13 protein-coding genes and 1 pseudogene are annotated in these 17,952 nt (G+C 72.4%); 11 read left to right on the top strand and 3 right to left on the bottom strand.

Features of this window, described 5'->3' with window-relative positions; genetic code table 11:
- Positions 1-200 precede the first annotated feature (200 nt).
- From lpdA to RKD23_RS27260, 6 genes are all read left to right on the top strand, one after another.
- Positions 201-1,589: a dihydrolipoyl dehydrogenase gene (gene lpdA, locus RKD23_RS27285; protein ID WP_424856084.1), complete on the top strand. Its 1,389-nt coding sequence runs from the start codon at positions 201-203 to the stop codon at positions 1,587-1,589.
- Positions 1,590-1,646: 57 nt separating this feature from the next.
- Entirely contained in the window at positions 1,647-3,443 is a 1,797-nt protein-coding gene (gene sucB, locus RKD23_RS27280; RefSeq protein WP_424856083.1) for a 2-oxoglutarate dehydrogenase, E2 component, dihydrolipoamide succinyltransferase, read from the top strand.
- Positions 3,444-3,713: 270 nt separating this feature from the next.
- The gene (locus tag RKD23_RS27275) at positions 3,714-4,343 is read left to right on the top strand and encodes a GntR family transcriptional regulator (RefSeq protein ID WP_424856082.1); all 630 of its coding nucleotides are present in this window, start codon (positions 3,714-3,716) and stop codon (positions 4,341-4,343) included.
- Positions 4,344-4,629: 286 nt separating this feature from the next.
- Positions 4,630-7,332, top strand: a complete 2,703-nt coding sequence (gene aceE / locus RKD23_RS27270) for a pyruvate dehydrogenase (acetyl-transferring), homodimeric type (RefSeq protein WP_424856081.1) — start codon at positions 4,630-4,632, stop codon at positions 7,330-7,332.
- Between the two features lie 60 nt (positions 7,333-7,392).
- Positions 7,393-8,370, top strand: coding sequence for a helix-turn-helix transcriptional regulator (locus tag RKD23_RS27265; protein WP_424856080.1), 978 nt, complete (start codon positions 7,393-7,395; stop codon positions 8,368-8,370).
- A gap of 52 nt (positions 8,371-8,422) precedes the next feature.
- Positions 8,423-8,941 (top strand): DUF4240 domain-containing protein, encoded by a 519-nt coding sequence (locus tag RKD23_RS27260; protein WP_404036363.1) that lies wholly within the window; start codon positions 8,423-8,425, stop codon positions 8,939-8,941.
- 6 nt (positions 8,942-8,947) lie between these two features.
- Here the strand turns inward: RKD23_RS27260 and RKD23_RS27255 are convergent, their stop codons facing one another.
- On the bottom strand, positions 8,948-9,763 hold the full coding sequence (locus tag RKD23_RS27255) for a peptidoglycan recognition protein family protein (protein ID WP_424856079.1): 816 nt from the start codon (positions 9,761-9,763) through the stop codon (positions 8,948-8,950).
- Positions 9,764-9,909: 146 nt separating this feature from the next.
- Between RKD23_RS27255 and RKD23_RS27250 the strand changes: the two genes are divergently transcribed.
- Entirely contained in the window at positions 9,910-10,809 is a 900-nt protein-coding gene (locus tag RKD23_RS27250; protein ID WP_424856078.1) for a MarP family serine protease, read from the top strand.
- A gap of 313 nt (positions 10,810-11,122) precedes the next feature.
- On the opposite strand, the gene RKD23_RS27245 is transcribed toward RKD23_RS27250, so the two are convergent.
- Positions 11,123-11,617, bottom strand: a complete 495-nt coding sequence (locus RKD23_RS27245; RefSeq protein WP_424856077.1) for an N-acetyltransferase family protein — start codon at positions 11,615-11,617, stop codon at positions 11,123-11,125.
- A gap of 104 nt (positions 11,618-11,721) precedes the next feature.
- Between RKD23_RS27245 and RKD23_RS27240 the strand changes: the two genes are divergently transcribed.
- Together RKD23_RS27240 and RKD23_RS27235 are read left to right on the top strand one after the other, a co-directional pair.
- Positions 11,722-12,612 carry a TIGR01777 family oxidoreductase gene (locus tag RKD23_RS27240; RefSeq protein ID WP_424856076.1) on the top strand — a complete coding sequence of 297 codons (891 nt, stop codon included), beginning with the start codon at positions 11,722-11,724 and terminating at the stop codon, positions 12,610-12,612.
- Between the two features lie 197 nt (positions 12,613-12,809).
- A complete protein-coding gene (locus tag RKD23_RS27235) occupies positions 12,810-14,147 on the top strand; it encodes an NAD(P)/FAD-dependent oxidoreductase (protein WP_424856075.1) in 1,338 nt (445 codons plus the stop codon).
- 83 nt (positions 14,148-14,230) lie between these two features.
- On the opposite strand, the pseudogene RKD23_RS27230 reads toward RKD23_RS27235, so the two are convergent.
- Positions 14,231-15,668, bottom strand: a pseudogene (locus RKD23_RS27230) (regulator).
- A 234-nt stretch (positions 15,669-15,902) separates the two neighbouring features.
- Here RKD23_RS27230 and lipB point away from each other — a divergent pair.
- Both lipB and lipA read left to right on the top strand, forming a co-directional pair.
- Positions 15,903-16,703: a lipoyl(octanoyl) transferase LipB gene (gene lipB, locus RKD23_RS27225; protein WP_424856074.1), complete on the top strand. Its 801-nt coding sequence runs from the start codon at positions 15,903-15,905 to the stop codon at positions 16,701-16,703.
- Between the two features lie 73 nt (positions 16,704-16,776).
- Complete coding sequence (lipA, locus tag RKD23_RS27220) at positions 16,777-17,742, top strand: lipoyl synthase (protein WP_424856073.1); 966 nt, start codon at positions 16,777-16,779, stop codon at positions 17,740-17,742.
- Positions 17,743-17,952: the final 210 nt, after the last annotated feature.

Genomic DNA, 17,952 nt, shown 5'->3' with positions numbered 1-17,952 from the left:
GAGGGCGCTGCCCGCCACGTCGATCTCAGCAGTGGGACGTCTCACACACCGGCCCCGCGTCTCGTCAAGCACTGACTAGTGCGAAGATGGGGCTCGGCAGGACAGGGCCCCCACCTAAGGGCCGAAGAACGAGCGGCCGGACACCAGCCGCCGACCGGTCACTGGAGACCGGCGTGGCGCACATGCATGGAGGACGTGACGTGGCGAACGACGCCAGCACCGTTTTCGACCTAGTGATCCTCGGCGGTGGTAGCGGTGGTTACGCCGCGGCCCTGCGCGGGGCGCAGCTGGGCCTGGACGTCGCCCTGATCGAGAAGGACAAGGTCGGCGGCACCTGCCTGCACCGGGGTTGCATCCCCACCAAGGCCCTGCTCCACGCGGGCGAGATCGCCGACCAGGCGCGCGAGAGCGAGCAGTTCGGCGTCAAGGCCAGCTTCGAGGGCATCGACATCGCGGGTGTCCACAAGTACAAGGACGACGTGATCTCGGGCCTCTACAAGGGCCTGCAGGGTCTCGTCGCCTCCCGCAAGGTGACCTACATCGAGGGTGAGGGCCGGCTGTCCTCCCCCACCTCCGTCGACGTGAACGGTCAGCGCATCCAGGGCCGCCACGTGCTGCTGGCGACCGGCTCCGTGCCGAAGTCGCTGCCGGGCCTGGAGATCGACGGCAACCGGATCATCTCCTCCGACCACGCCCTCGTCCTGGACCGCGTACCGAAGTCCGCGATCATCCTCGGCGGCGGTGTCATCGGCGTCGAGTTCGCCTCGGCGTGGAAGTCCTTCGGCGCCGACGTGACGGTCATCGAGGGCCTGAAGCACCTCGTCCCGGTCGAGGACGAGAACTCTTCGAAGCTTCTTGAGCGCGCCTTCCGCAAGCGCGGCATCAAGTTCAACCTGGGCACCTTCTTCTCCAAGGCCGAGTACACGGCCGACGGCGTCAAGGTCACCCTCGCCGACGGCAAGGAGTTCGAGGCCGAGGTCCTGCTCGTCGCCGTCGGCCGCGGCCCGGTCTCGCAGGGCCTGGGCTACGAGGAGGCCGGCGTCGCCATGGACCGCGGCTACGTCCTGGTCGACGAGTACATGCGCACCAACGTCCCGACCGTCTCCGCGGTCGGTGACCTGGTCCCCACGCTCCAGCTCGCGCACGTCGGCTTCGCCGAGGGCATCCTGGTGGCGGAGCGTCTTGCCGGTCTGAAGCCGGTGCCGATCGACTACGACGGTGTCCCGCGGGTGACGTACTGCCACCCGGAGGTCGCCTCCGTGGGCATCACCGAGGCCAAGGCCAAGGAGATCTACGGCGCGGACAAGGTCGTCGCTCTGAAGTACAACCTGGCGGGCAACGGCAAGAGCAAGATCCTGAAGACCGCGGGCGAGATCAAGCTCGTCCAGGTCAAGGACGGTGCCGTCGTCGGCGTCCACATGGTCGGCGACCGCATGGGCGAGCAGGTCGGCGAGGCCCAGCTGATCTACAACTGGGAGGCGCTGCCGGCCGAGGTCGCCCAGCTCATCCACGCCCACCCGACGCAGAACGAGGCGCTCGGCGAGGCCCACCTGGCACTGGCGGGCAAGCCGCTGCACGCGCACGACTGATCAGCCCTCGCGCGCGACGACACAGACTTCCGCAATTCGTAAGGAGCAACAGAAACCATGGCGGTTTCCGTAACCCTTCCGGCGCTCGGCGAGAGCGTCACCGAGGGCACTGTCACCCGCTGGCTGAAGGCCGAGGGTGAGCGCGTCGAGGCCGACGAGCCGCTGCTCGAGGTGTCGACCGACAAGGTCGACACCGAGATCCCGGCCCCTGCCTCCGGTGTCCTGGCCTCCATCAAGGTCGCCGAGGACGAGACCGTCGAGGTGGGCGCCGAGCTGGCGATCATCGACGACGGCAGCGGCGCCCCGGCGGCCCAGCCGGCCCCGGCCGCCGAGCAGTACGCCCCGCCGGCTCCCGAGCCGGCCCCGGCCGCGCAGCCCTCCACCGAGCAGGCCGCCCCGGCTCCGGCGCCCACCGCCGAGGCCGCCGCGGGCGCCGGCTCCGCCCAGGGCACGGACGTGGTCCTGCCCGCGCTCGGTGAGTCCGTCACCGAGGGCACCGTCACCCGCTGGCTGAAGTCGGTCGGCGACTCCGTCGAGGCCGACGAGCCGCTGCTCGAGGTCTCCACGGACAAGGTCGACACCGAGATCCCGGCCCCGGCCTCCGGTGTGCTGCTCGAGATCACGGTCGGCGAGGACGAGACCGCCGAGGTCGGCGCCAAGCTCGCCGTCATCGGCGCTCCGGGTGCCGCTCCGGCCCCGGCGGCTCCGGCCGCTCCCGCCGCTCCGGCCCCGGCCGCCGAGGCCCCGGCTCCGGCTCCCGCCGCGCCCGCCGCCCCGGCTCCGGCCCCGGCCGCCCCGGCCGCCCCTGCGGCTCCGGCTCCGGCCGCCCAGGCTCCGGCCGCTCCCGCCGCCCCGGCCCCGGCCCCGGTCACCCCGGCCCCGGCCGCTCCGGCTCCCGCCGCCGCGCAGGCCACCGACGAGGGTGCCTACGTCACCCCGCTGGTGCGCAAGCTCGCCGCCGAGAACGGCGTCGACCTGGGCTCCGTCAAGGGCACCGGCGTCGGCGGTCGTATCCGCAAGCAGGACGTCCTCGCCGCCGCCGAGGCAGCGAAGGCCGCCGCCGCCGCTCCGGCTCCGGCCGCCGCCGCTGCTCCGGCCGCCGCCAAGAAGGCGCCCGCCCTGGAGGTCTCCCCCCTCCGCGGCCAGACCGTCAAGATGCCGCGCATCCGCAAGGTCATCGGCGACAACATGGTCAAGGCGCTGCACGAGCAGGCGCAGCTGTCGTCGGTCGTCGAGGTGGACGTCACCAAGCTGATGCGACTGCGCGCCCAGGCGAAGGACTCCTTCGCCGCGCGTGAGGGCGTCAAGCTCTCCCCGATGCCGTTCTTCGTCAAGGCCGCCGCACAGGCGCTGAAGGCCCACCCGGTCATCAACGCCAAGATCAACGAGGCCGAGGGGACCATCACCTACTTCGACACCGAGAACGTCGGTATCGCGGTGGACTCCGAGAAGGGCCTGATGACCCCGGTCATCAAGCACGCGGGCGACCTGAACATCGCCGGCATCGCCAAGGCCACGGCGGAGCTGGCGGGCAAGGTCCGCGCCAACAAGATCACGCCGGACGAGCTGTCCGGTGCGACCTTCACCATCTCCAACACCGGTTCGCGCGGTGCGCTCTTCGACACGATCATCGTGCCGCCAGGCCAGGTCGCGATCCTCGGCATCGGCGCCACGGTCAAGCGCCCGGCCGTCATCGAGACGGAGGAGGGCACGGTCATCGGCGTCCGCGACATGACGTACCTGACCCTGTCCTACGACCACCGCCTGGTGGACGGCGCCGACGCCGCGCGTTACCTGACGGCGGTCAAGGCGATCCTGGAGGCCGGCGAGTTCGAGGTCGAGCTGGGTCTGTAAGGCAGCGCCCTACGGCTGAAGTCCGATGCCCCCGTCCGTGAAAACGGGCGGGGGCATCGACGTCCCCCAGGGGCGCGGGGAACTGCGCGAACAACCACGGACAACCCGCAGCCGCCCGACAACGGACGGCACCGCGTCACTGGGCGCCCCGCCCCGGCCGCAGGCCGTGTAAGTCTCGTCTCACCTGCGCGAAAGCGTCCCCGTCCGCTCCTCCAGCGAAGCGCCCTGGCCGTATTGTCTAAACGTCGGCCGCGCCCCTAAGGAGCCCTCATGACCGCCCCCGTCATCCACTCGCTGCGCGAACAGATCCGCGAGCACATCCTGGAGGGGATCATCAGCGGGCGCTGGCAGCCGGGCGAGCGCATCGTGGAGCGCCGTATCGCGACGGAGCTGGAGGTCAGCCAGACCCCCGTCCGCGAGGCCCTGCGCGAGCTGGAGTCGCTGCGGCTGATCGAGTCGGCTCCCAACAAGGGCGTGCGCGTCCGCAACCTCACCGCCGCCGACCTGGAGGAGAGCTACCCCGTCCGGGCCGGCCTGGAGGCCATCGCCGCGGAGCTCGCCGCCGACCGGCTGGCGCAGGACTGCTCGGCCCTGGAACCGCATGTCTCCGCCCTCTACGAGGCCGACAGCAAGGCCGACGGCACGGCCCAGGTCCGCCACACGGTCGGCTTCCACCGTGAACTGGTGCGCGCCGCGGGCAACTCGGTGCTGCTGCACACCTGGGAAGGCCTCGGCATCGAGGTCTTCACGGCCCTGTCCATCCGCTGGCTGGGCACCGTACAGCAGTCGTACGCGGAGGAGCACCAGGAGCTGGTGGAGGCCTTCAGGCGGCGGGACCCGCGGATCGCGGAACTGGTGAAGGCGCATGTGCTGGGGTGCGCGCCCCGGCACGAGGGCTGAGCGCACCCTCGCTCAAACGAGGCTGTGAACGTTCGCTCACACGTGGCCCCACCTGCGAAAAGCCTTCGAAAGCAAGGCACCCGGTGTCTTCGGTCGAGGCACCGCGTGCCTACTTTCTCGTGATCGGGAGGTTTTCGCCGGGAACCCTTTGATCGATCATCGATCAGGGGGTTACAGTCGCCGACGGACTTCCACCGAAGTCTCGCCCTGTCCTGCCAAAGACCTAGGGCACCCCCGAACCCTTACGCAGATGAGGGAACCCCCTTCGACTGAGGAAGGCGGCGACATGACCGACCCCAACGCCATCCAGCCGAGCGCGCTCGACCAGCTCCCCGACCGCGACCCGGAGGAGACCGCCGAATGGCAGGCCTCGCTGGACGCGGTCGCCAAGGCGGCCGGCCCGCACCGTGCCGCGTACCTGATGCGCCGCACACTGGAGCGCGCCGAGGGCGCCGGCATCGCGCTGCCGAAGCTCCTCGAGACCGACTACGTCAACACCATCCCGACCGCCGCCGAGCCGGCCGTCCCCGGTGACGAGGCCATGGAGGCCCGGATCACCGCGTGGAACCGCTGGAACGCGGCCGCGATGGTCACCCGTGGCAGCAAGTACGGCGTCGGCGGCCACATCGCCACCTTCGCCTCGGCCGCCTGGCTGTACGAGACCGGGTTCAACCACTTCTTCAAGGGCAAGGAGGCCGACGGCTCGGGCGACCAGCTCTACATCCAGGGCCACGCCTCCCCCGGCATCTACGCCCGCGCCTTCCTGGACGGCCGCCTGACCGAGGCCCACCTGGACAACTTCCGCCAGGAGTCCGGCGGCAACGGCCTGCCGTCCTACCCGCACCCGCGGCGCCTGCCCTGGCTGTGGGAGTTCCCGACGGTGTCCATGGGCCTCGGCCCGCTGTCGGCGATCTACCAGGCGCGCTTCAACCGCTACCTCACCAACCGCGGCATCAAGGACGTCTCCGCCTCGCACGTGTGGGCGTTCCTCGGCGACGGCGAGATGGACGAGCCGGAGTCGACGGCGGCCCTCGCGCTCGCCGCGCGTGAACAGCTGGACAACCTGACCTTCGTCATCAACTGCAACCTGCAGCGCCTCGACGGTCCGGTCCGCGCCAACTTCAAGATCGTGCAGGAGCTGGAGGCCCAGTTCCGCGGCGCCGGCTGGAACGTCATCAAGACGCTGTGGGGCTCCGCCTGGGACGAGCTGTTCCGGCTCGACACCAACGGCGCGCTCGTACGCCGTCTGCGCGAGGTACCCGACGCGCAGGTCCAGACGTACCAGACCCGCGACGCCGCCTACATCCGCCAGGACTTCTTCGGCAAGGACCCGGAGCTCGCCGAGCTGTCGAAGCTGCTGAGCGACGACAAGATCCTGGAGATCTTCCACCTGTCCCGCGGTGGTCACGAGCCGCGCAAGGTGTACGCCGCGTACAAGGCCGCCGTCGAGCACAAGGGCGCGCCGACCGTGATCCTGGCCCAGACGGTCAAGGGCCACACCCTCGGCGAGGGCTTCGCGTCGAAGAACGCCAACCACCAGATGAAGAAGCTGACGGTGGACGAGTTCAAGGCGATGCGCGACCTGCTGGAGCTGCCGATCAAGGACAGCGACTTCGTCGACGGCGTCGTCCCCTACGGCCACCCGGGCGCCGACTCCCCCGAGGTGCGCTACCTCCAGGAGCGCCGCGCCGCCCTCGGCGGTCCGGCCCCGGCCCGCCGCGTCCACCCGGTCGCGCCGCTGCCGGCCCCGGCCGAGAAGGCGTTCGCGTCCTTCGACAAGGGCTCCGGCTCGCAGAACGTGGCGACGACCATGGCGTTCGTCCGTCTGATCAAGGACCTGGTCCGCGACAAGGAGACCGGCAAGCGCTGGGTGCCGATCGTCCCCGACGAGGCGCGCACCTTCGGCATGGAGAGCCTCTTCCCGTCCCTCGGCATCTACTCGCCGAAGGGCCAGACGTACGAGCCGGTCGACCGCGACCAGCTGATGTACTACAAGGAGGCCAAGAACGGCCAGATCCTCAACGAGGGGATCACCGAGGCCGGTTCGATGGCCGACTTCATCGCCGCGTCCACCGCGTACTCCACGCACGGCGAAGCGATGATCCCGTTCTACATCTTCTACTCGATGTTCGGCTGGCAGCGCACGGCCGACCAGATGTGGCAGCTCGGCGACCAGCTCGGCCGCGGCTTCCTCGTCGGCGCCACCGCCGGCCGTACGACGCTGACGGGCGAGGGCCTGCAGCACGCCGACGGTCACTCCCCCGTCATCGCGGCGACGAACCCGGCGGCGCTGACGTACGACCCGGCGTTCGCGTACGAGGTCGCCACGATCGTCAAGGACGGTCTGCGCCGCATGTACGGCGAGGCGGCCCCGGGTGAGGACCCGAACGTCTTCTACTACCTCACGGTCTACAACGAGCCGCTCCCGCAGCCGGCGAAGCCCTCGGGCCTCGGCATCGACGAGGGCATCGTCAAGGGCCTGTACCGCTTCAACACGGCGGAGTCGGCCGAGCTGTCCCCGGCTGCCAACGCCCCGCGCATCCAGCTGCTGGGCTCGGGCACCGCGATCCACTGGACGCTGAAGGCCCAGCGGATGCTCGCCGAGGAGTGGGGCGTGGCCGCCGACGTGTGGTCCGCGACCTCCTGGACCGAGCTGCGCCGTGACGCGCTGGAGGCCGACGCGGCCCTGCTGCGCGGCGAGGAGCGCGTGCCGTACGTCCGCCAGGCGCTCCAGGGCGCCGAGGGCCCGGTGCTGGCGGTCTCCGACTACATGCGCCAGGTCCCGGACCAGATCGCCCAGTGGGTCGAGCAGGACTACTCCTCGCTCGGTGCCGACGGCTTCGGCCTCTCCGACACCCGCGAGGCCGCCCGCCGCCACTTCGGTGTCGACGCCGAGTCGATCGTCGTCGCGGCCCTGGCCCAGCTCGCCCGGCGCGGCGAGGTCAAGGCGACCGCGGTGAAGGAAGCGCGGGAGAAGTACGGCCTGTAAGGACCGCTCGCTTTTCGGGAGGCCTCCGCTTCGGCGGGGGCCTCCTTGCATGATGGCCGTATGCGCGCAGCCCGGCTGATCAAGATGGTGCTTCTCCTCCAGTCCCGGCCCTCCATGACCGCCGCCGAGCTGGCGCGGGAGCTGGAGGTGTCGGAGCGGACGGTCACACGGGACGCGCAGGCGCTGTCGGAGGCCGGGGTGCCGGTGTACGCCGACCGGGGTCGGGCCGGCGGGTACCGGCTGATCGGCGGCTACCGCACCCGGCTGACGGGGCTGGCGCGCGGTGAGGCGGAGGCGCTGTTCCTGTCGGGGGTGCCGGGGGCGCTGCGGGAGATGGGTCTGGAGGACGCGGCGTCGGCGGCGCGGCTGAAGGTGTCGGCGGCGTTGCTGCCGTCCCTGCGGGACGCGTCGCGTACGGCGGCGCAGCGGTTCCATCTGGACGCGCCGGGCTGGTTCCGGGAGCCGGAGACGCCCGAGCTGCTGCCCGCGGTCGCGGAGGCGGTGTGGGACGACCGGGTGCTGGCCGGGCGCTACCGGCGCGGGCAGGAGGAGGCCGCGCGGGTGCTGGAGCCGTACGGGCTCGTGCTGAAGGCGGGGGTCTGGTACCTGTGCGCGCGGGTGGTCCCGGAGGGTGCCTTCCGGACGTACCGGATCGACCGGTTCGCCGGGGTCGAGCCGCTTCAGGAGCGGTTCCGCAGGGACGAGGACTTCGATCTGCCGGGGTTCTGGGCGGCGCAGGCCGAGCGGTTCGCGCGGTCGCTGCTGCGGGCCGAGGTGGTGGTGCGGGTGTCGCCGGAGGGGCTGCGGCTGCTGCCGCACGCGGTCGACCCGGTGGCCGCGCGGGACGCACGGGCGGAGGCGGGCGAGCCGGACGCCGAGGGGTGGGTCGTCCTGACCCTGCGGGTGGAGTCGGAGGAGGTCGCCCTCACCCAGCTCACCGCGCTGGGGCCGGAGGCCGAGGTGCTGGCGCCCGAGCCGCTGCGGGCCCGGTTCGCGGAGCGCGCGCTGCGGCTGGCACAGCTGTACGGGCGGGTCTGATGCGGGGCTTCGGGGTGCGTGCCCCCGGCCGAGGGACGATGCTGGACCCGTGATGGACGAGACGGAGTTCTGGGAGCTGGTGGACAGCACCCGCGAGGCCGCCGAGGGCGACCCCGAGGACCAGGCCGACCTGCTGGTGGAGCGGCTCACCGCCCTCGATCCCGAGTCCGTGCTCGACTTCGCCCGGCACTTCGAGGCCCGCTACAACCGCGCCTACCACTGGGACCTGTGGGGCGCCGCATGGGTGCTGCTCGACGGGGCCAGCGACGACGCCTTCGACTTCTTCCGCTGCTGGCTGATCGGGCAGGGCCGCGAGGTGTTCGAGGGCGCGCTGCACGACCCGGACGCGCTCGCCGACCTGCTGAAGGACTTCGACGAGGAGATCGACGGCGACGGCGAGGAACTCGGCTACGCCGCCGACGAGGCCTACGAACAGCTCACCGGCACCGTCGCCCCCGACCTCGGCATCCCGCCCGCGCCCTCGGAGCCGGAGGGCACGGCGCTGGACTTCGAGGACGACGGGGAGCTGGCGGCCCGCTATCCACGGCTGTGGGAGCGGTTCAGGGGTTAGACACAGCTAGGCCCGGCCCTGCAGGCGGGCCGCCAGTCGGCGGATCTCCGGCAGCAGGGCGCTGAGGGACGCCCCGGGGCAGCTGGTCATGAAGGCGTCCTTGTGGGCCGCGAGGGCGGGCAGTGCGGCGGCGGTGCCCGCGCTGAAGCGGCTGCGGCTGTTGCTGGAGACCAGGCGGACCCGCGCCCGCGGGTCGGTGTCCGACAGGCCCAGTTTCCAGGCGGCCAGTGCCGCGATCGCGTCGCTCATCACGCGCGGCACCGGCGTTCCCTCGGTGAAGGTGCCGATCGCGGCGATGCCGGCGGTGCGGTGGTTGAAGCCCTGGGTGTGGGCGCCGGTGACGGCCCGCTCGACGCCGCCCGCGCGGCCCTCGTAGATGATGCCGCAGCGGTCGACGAGGAAGTTGTAGCCGATGTCGTCCCAGTCCCGGGCGCCGGTCTGGCCGGCGTAGAGGTAGCGGATGATGCGGGGCGTCTCGGCGCAGTCGTAGGCGTTGGGCGAGTCGGTGTGGTGCACGAAGACGGCGACGACCCGGTCGTCGTAGCGCGGCGGCGGGGGGCTGGCGGGGGCGGTGCCGTCGGTCAGCCAGGCCGAGCGGGGCACGATCGTGGGCCGGGGCGCGGCGTGCACACCCGAGACGGGGCGGGAGGCGGCCCGCACGGCGGCCGGCCGCTCCACCCCGGCCGCGCACAGCGCCAGCGCCACGGCGGCGGCCAGCCCGGGCAGCGCGCCCAGCACCGGCAGGGCGGGGCCGGGGATCGGCACGGCGGCACAGCGGCGGGCCGCGGCTCGCGCGCGGTGGGCCAGTCGCTCGACACGCATGGACCCACTGTCGGTCCGTTCTCTTCCGTCCGCGATGTGTGCTCTGCCAGCCGGAGGAACGTTCGTCCCGGTCGGGGACGTTTTCCGGGGTACACGGCTGATCATCGGGCCCGTGCCGAGGGGCGTCCGAGAGAAAGGCGACGCGTGTGGACCTGCTCGTCATCCTTCTGCTGCCGCCGATCCTGGTCCCGGCGGTGGCGGGCCGTGGGCCGGGGCGGCGGACCGGGACGGGCCGGGGTCCGCTGAGAGCGGCGGACGGCGCCGCCCGGGCGGTGGCGAGGTCGCTGGCGGCGCTGATCGTGGCGTGGGCCGCGGCGGGCGTGCCGGCCGCGGCCGCGGCGCCCCCGCCGACCGTGCAGCAGGCGCCGGCGGCGGGCTTCCCGCAGGTGTCCTCGGCCGAGGTGGCCGGGCCCTCCGGCGACACCGTCACCCCCGCGGCGACCCGGGCCGCCCAGCGCAGCAGCGTCAAGATCGAGGGCGCCTCCGGCAACCAGGGCCTCGAAGGCAGCGGGTTCGTGTACGCGCCGGAGCATGTGCTGACCAACGCCCATGTGGTGGCCGGCATCGACGCGCCGAGCGTGCGGGTCGGCGGGCTCGGACGGCCGTACGGGGCGCGCGTGGTGCTCTTCGACCCGGACAAGGACGTGGCCGTGCTGTACGTGCCGGGACTGCGGGCGCCGGTCCTGCGCTTCGACGACGACGCCGAGCGCGGGGAGGCGGCCGTGGTGGCCGGGTATCCGCAGGACGGCGGCCTCGAACTGCAGACGGCCACGATCGCGGACCGGGTCCGCGCGACCGGGCAGGACATCTACAGCGACGAGGCGGTCACCCGCGACGTCTACGCCATCCACTGCACGGTCCGCCCCGGCAACTCCGGCGGCCCCCTGCTGACCCCCGACGGCCGCGTCTTCGGCGTCGTCTTCGCCCGCTCGACCTCGGACGACGACACGGCCTACGTCCTGACCGCCGACGAGGTCGCCCCCGAGGCGGACCGCGGCGAGGACGCGACGGCTCAGGTGGACACGGGCGAGCTGGTCACGTCGTAGGGGACGGTCACGAGGTGAGGCACGCCGCTTCCTAGGGCGAGGGCGCCGCCCGGGGGGCGATCGCCTCGTCCAGCGCCATCACGAGGTGAGGCCGGACCGCTCCTGGGGCGGGCCGCCTCCTCGGGCGCCGGCGCCGCGGGGAGCGCGATCGCCTCATCCGGCGCGGTCACGTCGTGCGGCGCGACCCCCATGTCGGCCCGGTCAGCTTGTCCGGCACGCCGATCCGTCCCTCACGCCGCCCCGAACGAGCGCGGTGGCCCCGACCGGGACGGCCGCCTCGTCCCGCGCGGGCGCCTCGTCGCGTCACGGGGTCTCAGACCAGCCGCTGCCCCATCAGTACGTCGTCCACGTACGCCCCGTCCAGGAGGAACTCCTCCGGCTGTACGCCCTCCACGGCGAAGCCCTCGGCCTCGTACAGGGCGCGGGCGGCGGTGTTGTGGCCGAGGACCCGCAGGGTGAGGCGGCGGGCACCCAGGGCTCGTGCCCGCTCGACCGCGGCGCGGACCAGTGCCCGGCCGACTCCCTTGCCGCGCGCCGTGTCGTCCACGGCGAGGCCGCGGATCTGGCGGACATGGGCGTTGGACGGCAGCGGCGTGGGAAAGCCGAGCCGGACGTACCCCACCAGCCGTCCGTCGAGCTCGGCGACCAGATGGTCCCCCGGCCCCGCCGTCTCCCGGAAGAACGGCTCGTCGAGCCCCGGCCGCGGGGTCACCGCGTGCCCGTAGGACCAGGTCACATGGTCGAGGCGGCTCAACGCGGGCTCGTCGGCGTACGTCGCGACGCGTATGCGTATCTGCGGATCCGGCATGCCCGCCACTGTACGGCGACGTGCCGGGGCGGGTCCGGGATTATCCGGGGCGCGGACGGCAGGCCCGGCCCGGATGTGCAGGGTGCACCCGGCAGGATGGGGGGATGGAGCATGCGCGAATCGTGGTGGCCGGGGCGTCGGGGCTCATCGGGCGGGCCCTGGTGCGGTCGTTGAGGGCGGACGGGCACGAGGTGGTGCGGCTGGTGCGGCGGGAGCCGGGGGCGGCGGACGAGATCCGCTGGGACCCGCGGGGCGGCCGGGTGGATCTGCCCGAGTGCGACGCGGTGGTGAACCTCGCGGGAGCGGGCGTCGGCAACCGGCCGTGGACGCGCGCCTACAAGGAGGAGATCCGCGCCAGCCGGGTGCTGGGCACCCTCGCCCTGGCCCGGGCGATCGCCGCGCTGGAGCCGCGCCCGCGGGTCTTCGTGAACGGCAGCGCGGTCGGCTACTACGGCGACACCGGGCAGCGCGCGGTCGACGAGGACGCGCCCGCCGGGGAGGGCTTCCTGCCGTCGGTGTGCGTGGAGTGGGAGGCCGCGGCGGCGCCCGCGCAGGAGGCCGGGGTCCGCACGGCGTTCGTGCGCACCGGGCTGGTGGTGGCCCGCGGCGGCGGGGCGTGGGGGCGGCTGTTCCCTCTGTTCAAGGCGGGGTTGGGGACACGGTTCGGGGACGGCGGGCAGTACTGGTCGTACGTCTCGCTGCACGACGAGGTCGCCGCGATCCGGCATCTGCTCGACCGCGACGACCTGTCGGGGCCGTTCAACGTGACCGCGCCCGAGCCGCTGACGAACCGTGAGATCACCGCGGCGATGGGCCGTGTGCTGCACCGCCCCGCCGTACTCGCCGTGCCCGCGCCGGTGTTGCGGACCGTCCTCGGTGACATGGCCGGTGAGGTGCTGGGCAGCACCCGTGTGCTGCCGATGCGGCTGCTGGAGTCGGGGTTCGTGTTCGCCTTTCCGGGGATCGAGGACACGATCCGGGCCGCGCTCGACTGAGGACGCGACCGGAAGGCGCCTTCGGGAAGCGGCGGTTGACGCCCATGTGCGACCGCCGTGCGACCGTGCCCTGCCCATGCGCGACTGCCTCCGATCGGCCGCGGCCCTAACCTCGACCAGAACTCGGGTATCCCCGGAGTCCATTGGGGGCATGAGGTCTCCACCGGCCGCGCAACCTCAACCTCGAGGAGGGGCACGTGCTTCAGCCCGCGTATCAGGCGGACGTCGTCGTGGTGGGAGCCGGGGTCGCCGGTCTCGCCGCCGCACAGAGGCTGACCAGCGCAGGAGTCACCACCGCCGTCCTGGAAGCCGCCCCCTGTCCCGGCGGCCGCATGTCGACCGAGAAGGTCGACGGCTTCCGGCTCGACCGGATCGGGCAACTGCTGTCCACGGCGTATCCCGAACTGGGCGCGACCCCGGGCCTCGGCGCACTCGCCCTGCGCCGCTTCGAGCCGGGCGTCCTGATACACAGCGACGGACGCCGGCACCGCGTCGGCGCCCAGGTCCACCGAGGGAGCGCGAGGGGCGCACTTCACGCAGTGCGCGCCTTCGCGAGCGCCCCTCGGCCGCAGCAGCCCGGCAAGCCGGTCGGCACCGCCGTCGACCAGGCCCGGCTGGGCACGGCCCTCGCCCGGCTCGCCGCGACCCCGGTCGAACGCCTCCTGGCACGCCCCGAGCTGCCCGCCGCACAGGCCCTCACCGCCCGCGGCCTGCCCGCCCGCACGATCGACGGCTTCCTGCGCCCGCTGCTCGCCGCGCTGCTGTGCGACCCGGACCTGACCACGTCCAGCCGGTGCGCCGACCTCGCGCTGCGCGCCTTCGCCGCGGGGCGGCTGTGCGTGCCGGAGGGCGGCGCGGAGGTGCTGCCGGAGCTGCTGGCGCGCACCCTGCCGCCGGGCACCCTGCACACCGGCGTCCAGGTCACCTCCGTCTCCACGACCTCGGTCGGCACGGCCGAGCACGGCGAGTTCCGCTGCCGCGCGGTCCTGCTCGCCACCGACGCCCGTACGGCCGCCGACCTGCTGCCCGGCCTGCGCGTGCCGGACTTCCACCCGGTGACGGTGATCCACCACACCACGGACGTGCCGCCCACGACCGGTGCCTCTCTCGTCCTGGACGCCGACCGCGGAGGCCCCGTCTCCCACACGGCCCTGATGAGCGACCTCGACCCCACCAGGGCCCCGGCGGGCCGGGCCCTGATCTCCTCGACGGTCCTCGGCACCCCGCCCCCCGACCTCGACACGGCCGTCCGTACGCACCTCTCCCGCCTCTACGGCACCTCCACCGCCCGCTGGGAGACCCTCGCCGTCCACCACACCCCCGAGGCGGTCCCGGCCATGCGCCCACCCCACGACCTCCACCGCCCCGTCCGCCTCCTGGCCGGCCTCTACGTCTGCGGCGACCACCGCGACACCAGCACAGTCCAGGGAGCCCTCCACTCGGGCCACAGGGCGTCCCAGGCCCTCCTGACGGACCTGGGCCTGACGCCTTCGACGCACCAGGAGGACCCGATGCTCACAACGCGGGCCGCCTGAACGCCCTCAGGGGCGCGGGGAACTGCGCGACCAGCCACAACGAACGGCAAGACGGAACACAACGGTCGGACCCACGGCGGAACCTACTGCAACGCCGCGACCTTCTCGCGATACCCCCTGACCGGCGCAGCGTCCTTGTACGGCTCCAACCGCCGCTCGAAGTCCCTGATGTACTCCACCGCCCGAACCGACCGCATCTCCACCGCCTGCCCGGGCGGCCTCCGCGGCCAACGCACAGGCCTGATCCAGCTCCCCCAACCCCAGCCGAGCCGTAGCCAGCACCACCCGGCAGAACAACCGGCTCCGGGCGAACCCGGCCCCCCGCATCTGCAACGACTTCTCCGCATGCTGCGCGGCCGTCCGGAACAGCTGAAGATCCCGGTGCGCGTGCCCGAACTCGTCGGCGAGCTGCGCCTCGTCGAATGACCGCGCCCAGTACGGAGTCTCGTCCCCGGGCCGGGCCGCCTCCAGCGCGCGCTCGGCCCGCACCAGGGCCGCCGTACAGGCCCGGACCTCCCCCAGCACCCCGTGCCCGCGCGCCTCGGCCGCGTGCAGCAGTGCCTGCACGACCGGCGGAGCCGACCCGCCGACGCCCTGCTGGGCGACCCGGGCGAGCTGCACGGCCTCGCGCCCGTGTCCGAGGTAGACGGCCTGACGGCTCATGGTGACCAGCACGTACGACCCGTACGCCCGGTCCGCCGCGGCCTGCGCGAGCCGCAGCGCCTGGACGAAGTAGCGCTGGGCGAGGCCGTGCGCGGCGATGTCGTACGACGTCCAGCCGGCGAGCCGGGTGAGATCCGCGGCCGCGGCGAACAGGCGGCGGCCGGTCTGCTCGCCGTAGGTGCCGCGCAGCATCGGCTCGCACTCGTGCTCCAGGTAGCGCACCAGGGCCTGGCGGGCGTGGCCGCCGCCGTACATGTCGTCCAGGGTGCGGAACAGGTCGCCCACCGAGCGCAGGGCGGCGACGTCGCCCGCGGTGACCTTCTGGCCGGGGCCACGCTCGCTCTGGCCGCGCTGGCGCGGTACGGCGGGACGGCCCTGGGCGGGCACCCGGGCGGGCTGCTCACCTCGGGTGACGGAGTCGTCGGGCCGCCCGATCAGCCAGTCCCGGCTGGGGACGACGAGTCCCGCCGGGGTGAAGGCGATCTTGCGCAGTTCGGCGTGGCTGCCGGAGTCCTTGCGCCACAGGCCGCTGACGATGTCGACGGCCTCCTCGGGGCTGCCGGCGTACTCCAGGCCGGCGTAGACGGGGGCGCAGGCGTCCAGGCCGAGGTCCTGGGCGGTGAGGCGGCGGCCGAGGCGACGGGTGAAGACCTCGGCGATCAGGGCGGGGGTGGTGCCGCGCGGCTGCTGTCCGCGCAGCCATCGGGTCACGGACGTCTTGTCGTATCTGAGATCGAGCCCGTGCTCCATGCCGAGCTGGTCCACACGGCGGGCGAGACCTGCGTTGGAGAACCCCGCTTCTGCGATCAGGGCGGCGAGCTGACGGTTGGGGGTGCGCTGCGCGGGGCGATCCGTCATGTGCGGTGCGGTCTCCTGCCTTCCGGGCGTTCCGAAGTGCCTGGAATTGCCTGTGAGCAGCCCTTATGGCCTTGTGAACGGCGTGAATGTAGCGGAGCGTGAGCAGGTGACCACACTCTTCGACGCCCATTCATCCGATCGTGTGAGGATTGCCTGCCGGGCTGACGTGCGACCGGGAGTCGTACAGTGGCGTGGGCGCGTTTCATGCCTTACGACTTCGAGGAGGCGCTTGCCGTGAGTGAGCTGCGGTTCGTCCGTATGGGGTTCGGCGCGGACATGGTCGACTACCAGGCCGCCTGGGACGAGCAGCGCCGCGTGCACGCCGCCCGTTTCGCGGACGAGGTGCCCGACACATGTCTGCTCCTGGAGCACCCGCCGGTGTACACCGCGGGCCGCCGCACCGCACCCGAGGAGCGCCCGCTCGACGGCACGCCCGTGATCGACGTGGACCGCGGCGGCAAGATCACCTGGCACGGTCCCGGCCAGCTCGTCGGCTACCCGATCCAGAAGCTGCCCCGCCCGGTGGACGTGGTCGCGCATCTGCGCCGCCTGGAGGAGGCGATGATCCGGGTGTGCGCCGAGTTCGGCATCGAGACCTCGCGGGTGGAGGGCCGGGCCGGCGTCTGGGTGCTGGGCGACCCGGTCGAGGAGCGCCCTGCGCTCGGCGGGCTCACGCTCGACTTCGACCCGCGGACCACCGACCCGGAGTTCGACCCGCGGCTGAACGGCCCCGAGTACGCGCCCTCGAACGCGGGCCAGCGCCGCGAGGACCGCAAGATCTGCGCCATGGGCATCCGTGTCGCCAAGGGCGTCACCATGCACGGCTTCGCCCTGAACGTGAACCCGGACACCTCCAACTTCGACAAGATCATTCCCTGCGGCATCCGCGACGCGGGCGTGACGTCCCTCTCCTACGAACTCGGCCGCGAGGTCACCATCGAGGACGTGCTGCCGGTGGCCGAGCGGCACCTGAAGGACGTACTGGAGAACGCGGACCTCAAGCCGCGCGAGATCGAGAAGACGCCGGCTGCCTGACGGCGCTCGGGGCATTCAAATCCACGGGCGTACCCTTGAGGACGCCGAAGAATCAATCGCTAGGGAGCCGGTCGTGTCCGCAGTCGCACCCGACGGACGCAAGATGCTGCGCCTGGAGGTCCGCAACAGCCAGACCCCCATCGAGCGCAAGCCCGAGTGGATCAAGACCCGGGCGAAAATGGGCCCCGAGTACACCAAGATGCAGAACCTGGTGAAGGGCGAGGGCCTGCACACGGTCTGCCAGGAAGCCGGCTGCCCCAACATCTACGAGTGCTGGGAGGACCGTGAGGCCACGTTCCTCATCGGTGGCGACCAGTGCACCCGGCGCTGCGACTTCTGCCAGATCGACACCGGCAAGCCCGAGGCGCTCGACCGCGACGAGCCGCGCCGCGTGGGTGAGTCCGTGGTCACTATGGACCTGAACTACGCCACCATCACCGGCGTCGCCCGCGACGACCTGGAGGACGGCGGCGCCTGGCTGTACGCCGAGACGGTCCGCCAGATCCACCAGCAGACCGCTTCCCGTGAGGCCGGCCGCACCAAGGTCGAGCTGCTGGCCCCCGACTTCAACGCCGTCCCGGAGCTGCTGCGGGAGGTCTTCGAGTCCCGCCCCGAGGTCTTCGCGCACAACGTCGAGACCGTCCCGCGGATCTTCAAGCGCATCCGCCCCGGCTTCCGCTACGAGCGCTCCCTGAAGGTGATCACCGAGGCCCGCGACTTCGGCCTGGTGACCAAGTCGAACCTGATCCTCGGCATGGGCGAGACCCGCGAGGAGGTCAGCGAGGCGCTCAAGCAGCTGCACGACGCGGGCTGCGAGCTGATCACCATCACGCAGTACCTGCGCCCCTCCGTGCGCCACCATCCGGTCGAGCGCTGGGTGAAGCCGCAGGAGTTCGTGGAGCTGAAGGAGGAGGCCGAGGAGATCGGCTTCTCCGGTGTGATGTCGGGCCCGCTGGTGCGGTCCTCCTACCGTGCGGGCCGCCTGTACCAGATGGCCAAGGAGAAGCGCGGCAGCTTCACCGCCACCCAGGCTGTGTGAATTCAGGCACAAGCAACTACCCGCCAGTAGAGGCGAGTTGGCAGCGGCCCCGGCCGTCCCCGCAGATGGGGGCGTACGCCGGGGCCGCTTCGCTGTGCCCGGACCCTCGAAAGTCCACGTCGAAAGGTTTCATCGGCGTTTGACCCCCCGGTCATGCCCTGGTAACACCAATCAGTGACGGTTTACTCACGCCACGTGCACCCGCACCGA

Origin of the sequence: Streptomyces sp. SAI-170 (assembly GCF_049739565.1) — a bacterium.
In the GTDB taxonomy this organism is placed as follows: domain Bacteria; phylum Actinomycetota; class Actinomycetes; order Streptomycetales; family Streptomycetaceae; genus Streptomyces.
Note: the sequence above shows the minus strand (reverse complement) of the source record. Positions and strands in the feature narration are given on the sequence as shown.

Coding starts and splice junctions, on each gene's coding strand:
- RKD23_RS27255 (WP_424856079.1), bottom strand. CDS start 9,763: ATGCGTGTCGAGCGACTGGCCCACCGCGCGCGAGCCGCGGCCCGCCGC.
- RKD23_RS27245 (WP_424856077.1), bottom strand. CDS start 11,617: ATGCCGGATCCGCAGATACGCATACGCGTCGCGACGTACGCCGACGAG.
- aceE (WP_424856081.1), top strand. CDS start 4,630: ATGACCGACCCCAACGCCATCCAGCCGAGCGCGCTCGACCAGCTCCCC.
- RKD23_RS27260 (WP_404036363.1), top strand. CDS start 8,423: ATGGACGAGACGGAGTTCTGGGAGCTGGTGGACAGCACCCGCGAGGCC.
- RKD23_RS27275 (WP_424856082.1), top strand. CDS start 3,714: ATGACCGCCCCCGTCATCCACTCGCTGCGCGAACAGATCCGCGAGCAC.
- sucB (WP_424856083.1), top strand. CDS start 1,647: ATGGCGGTTTCCGTAACCCTTCCGGCGCTCGGCGAGAGCGTCACCGAG.
- RKD23_RS27265 (WP_424856080.1), top strand. CDS start 7,393: ATGCGCGCAGCCCGGCTGATCAAGATGGTGCTTCTCCTCCAGTCCCGG.
- RKD23_RS27240 (WP_424856076.1), top strand. CDS start 11,722: ATGGAGCATGCGCGAATCGTGGTGGCCGGGGCGTCGGGGCTCATCGGG.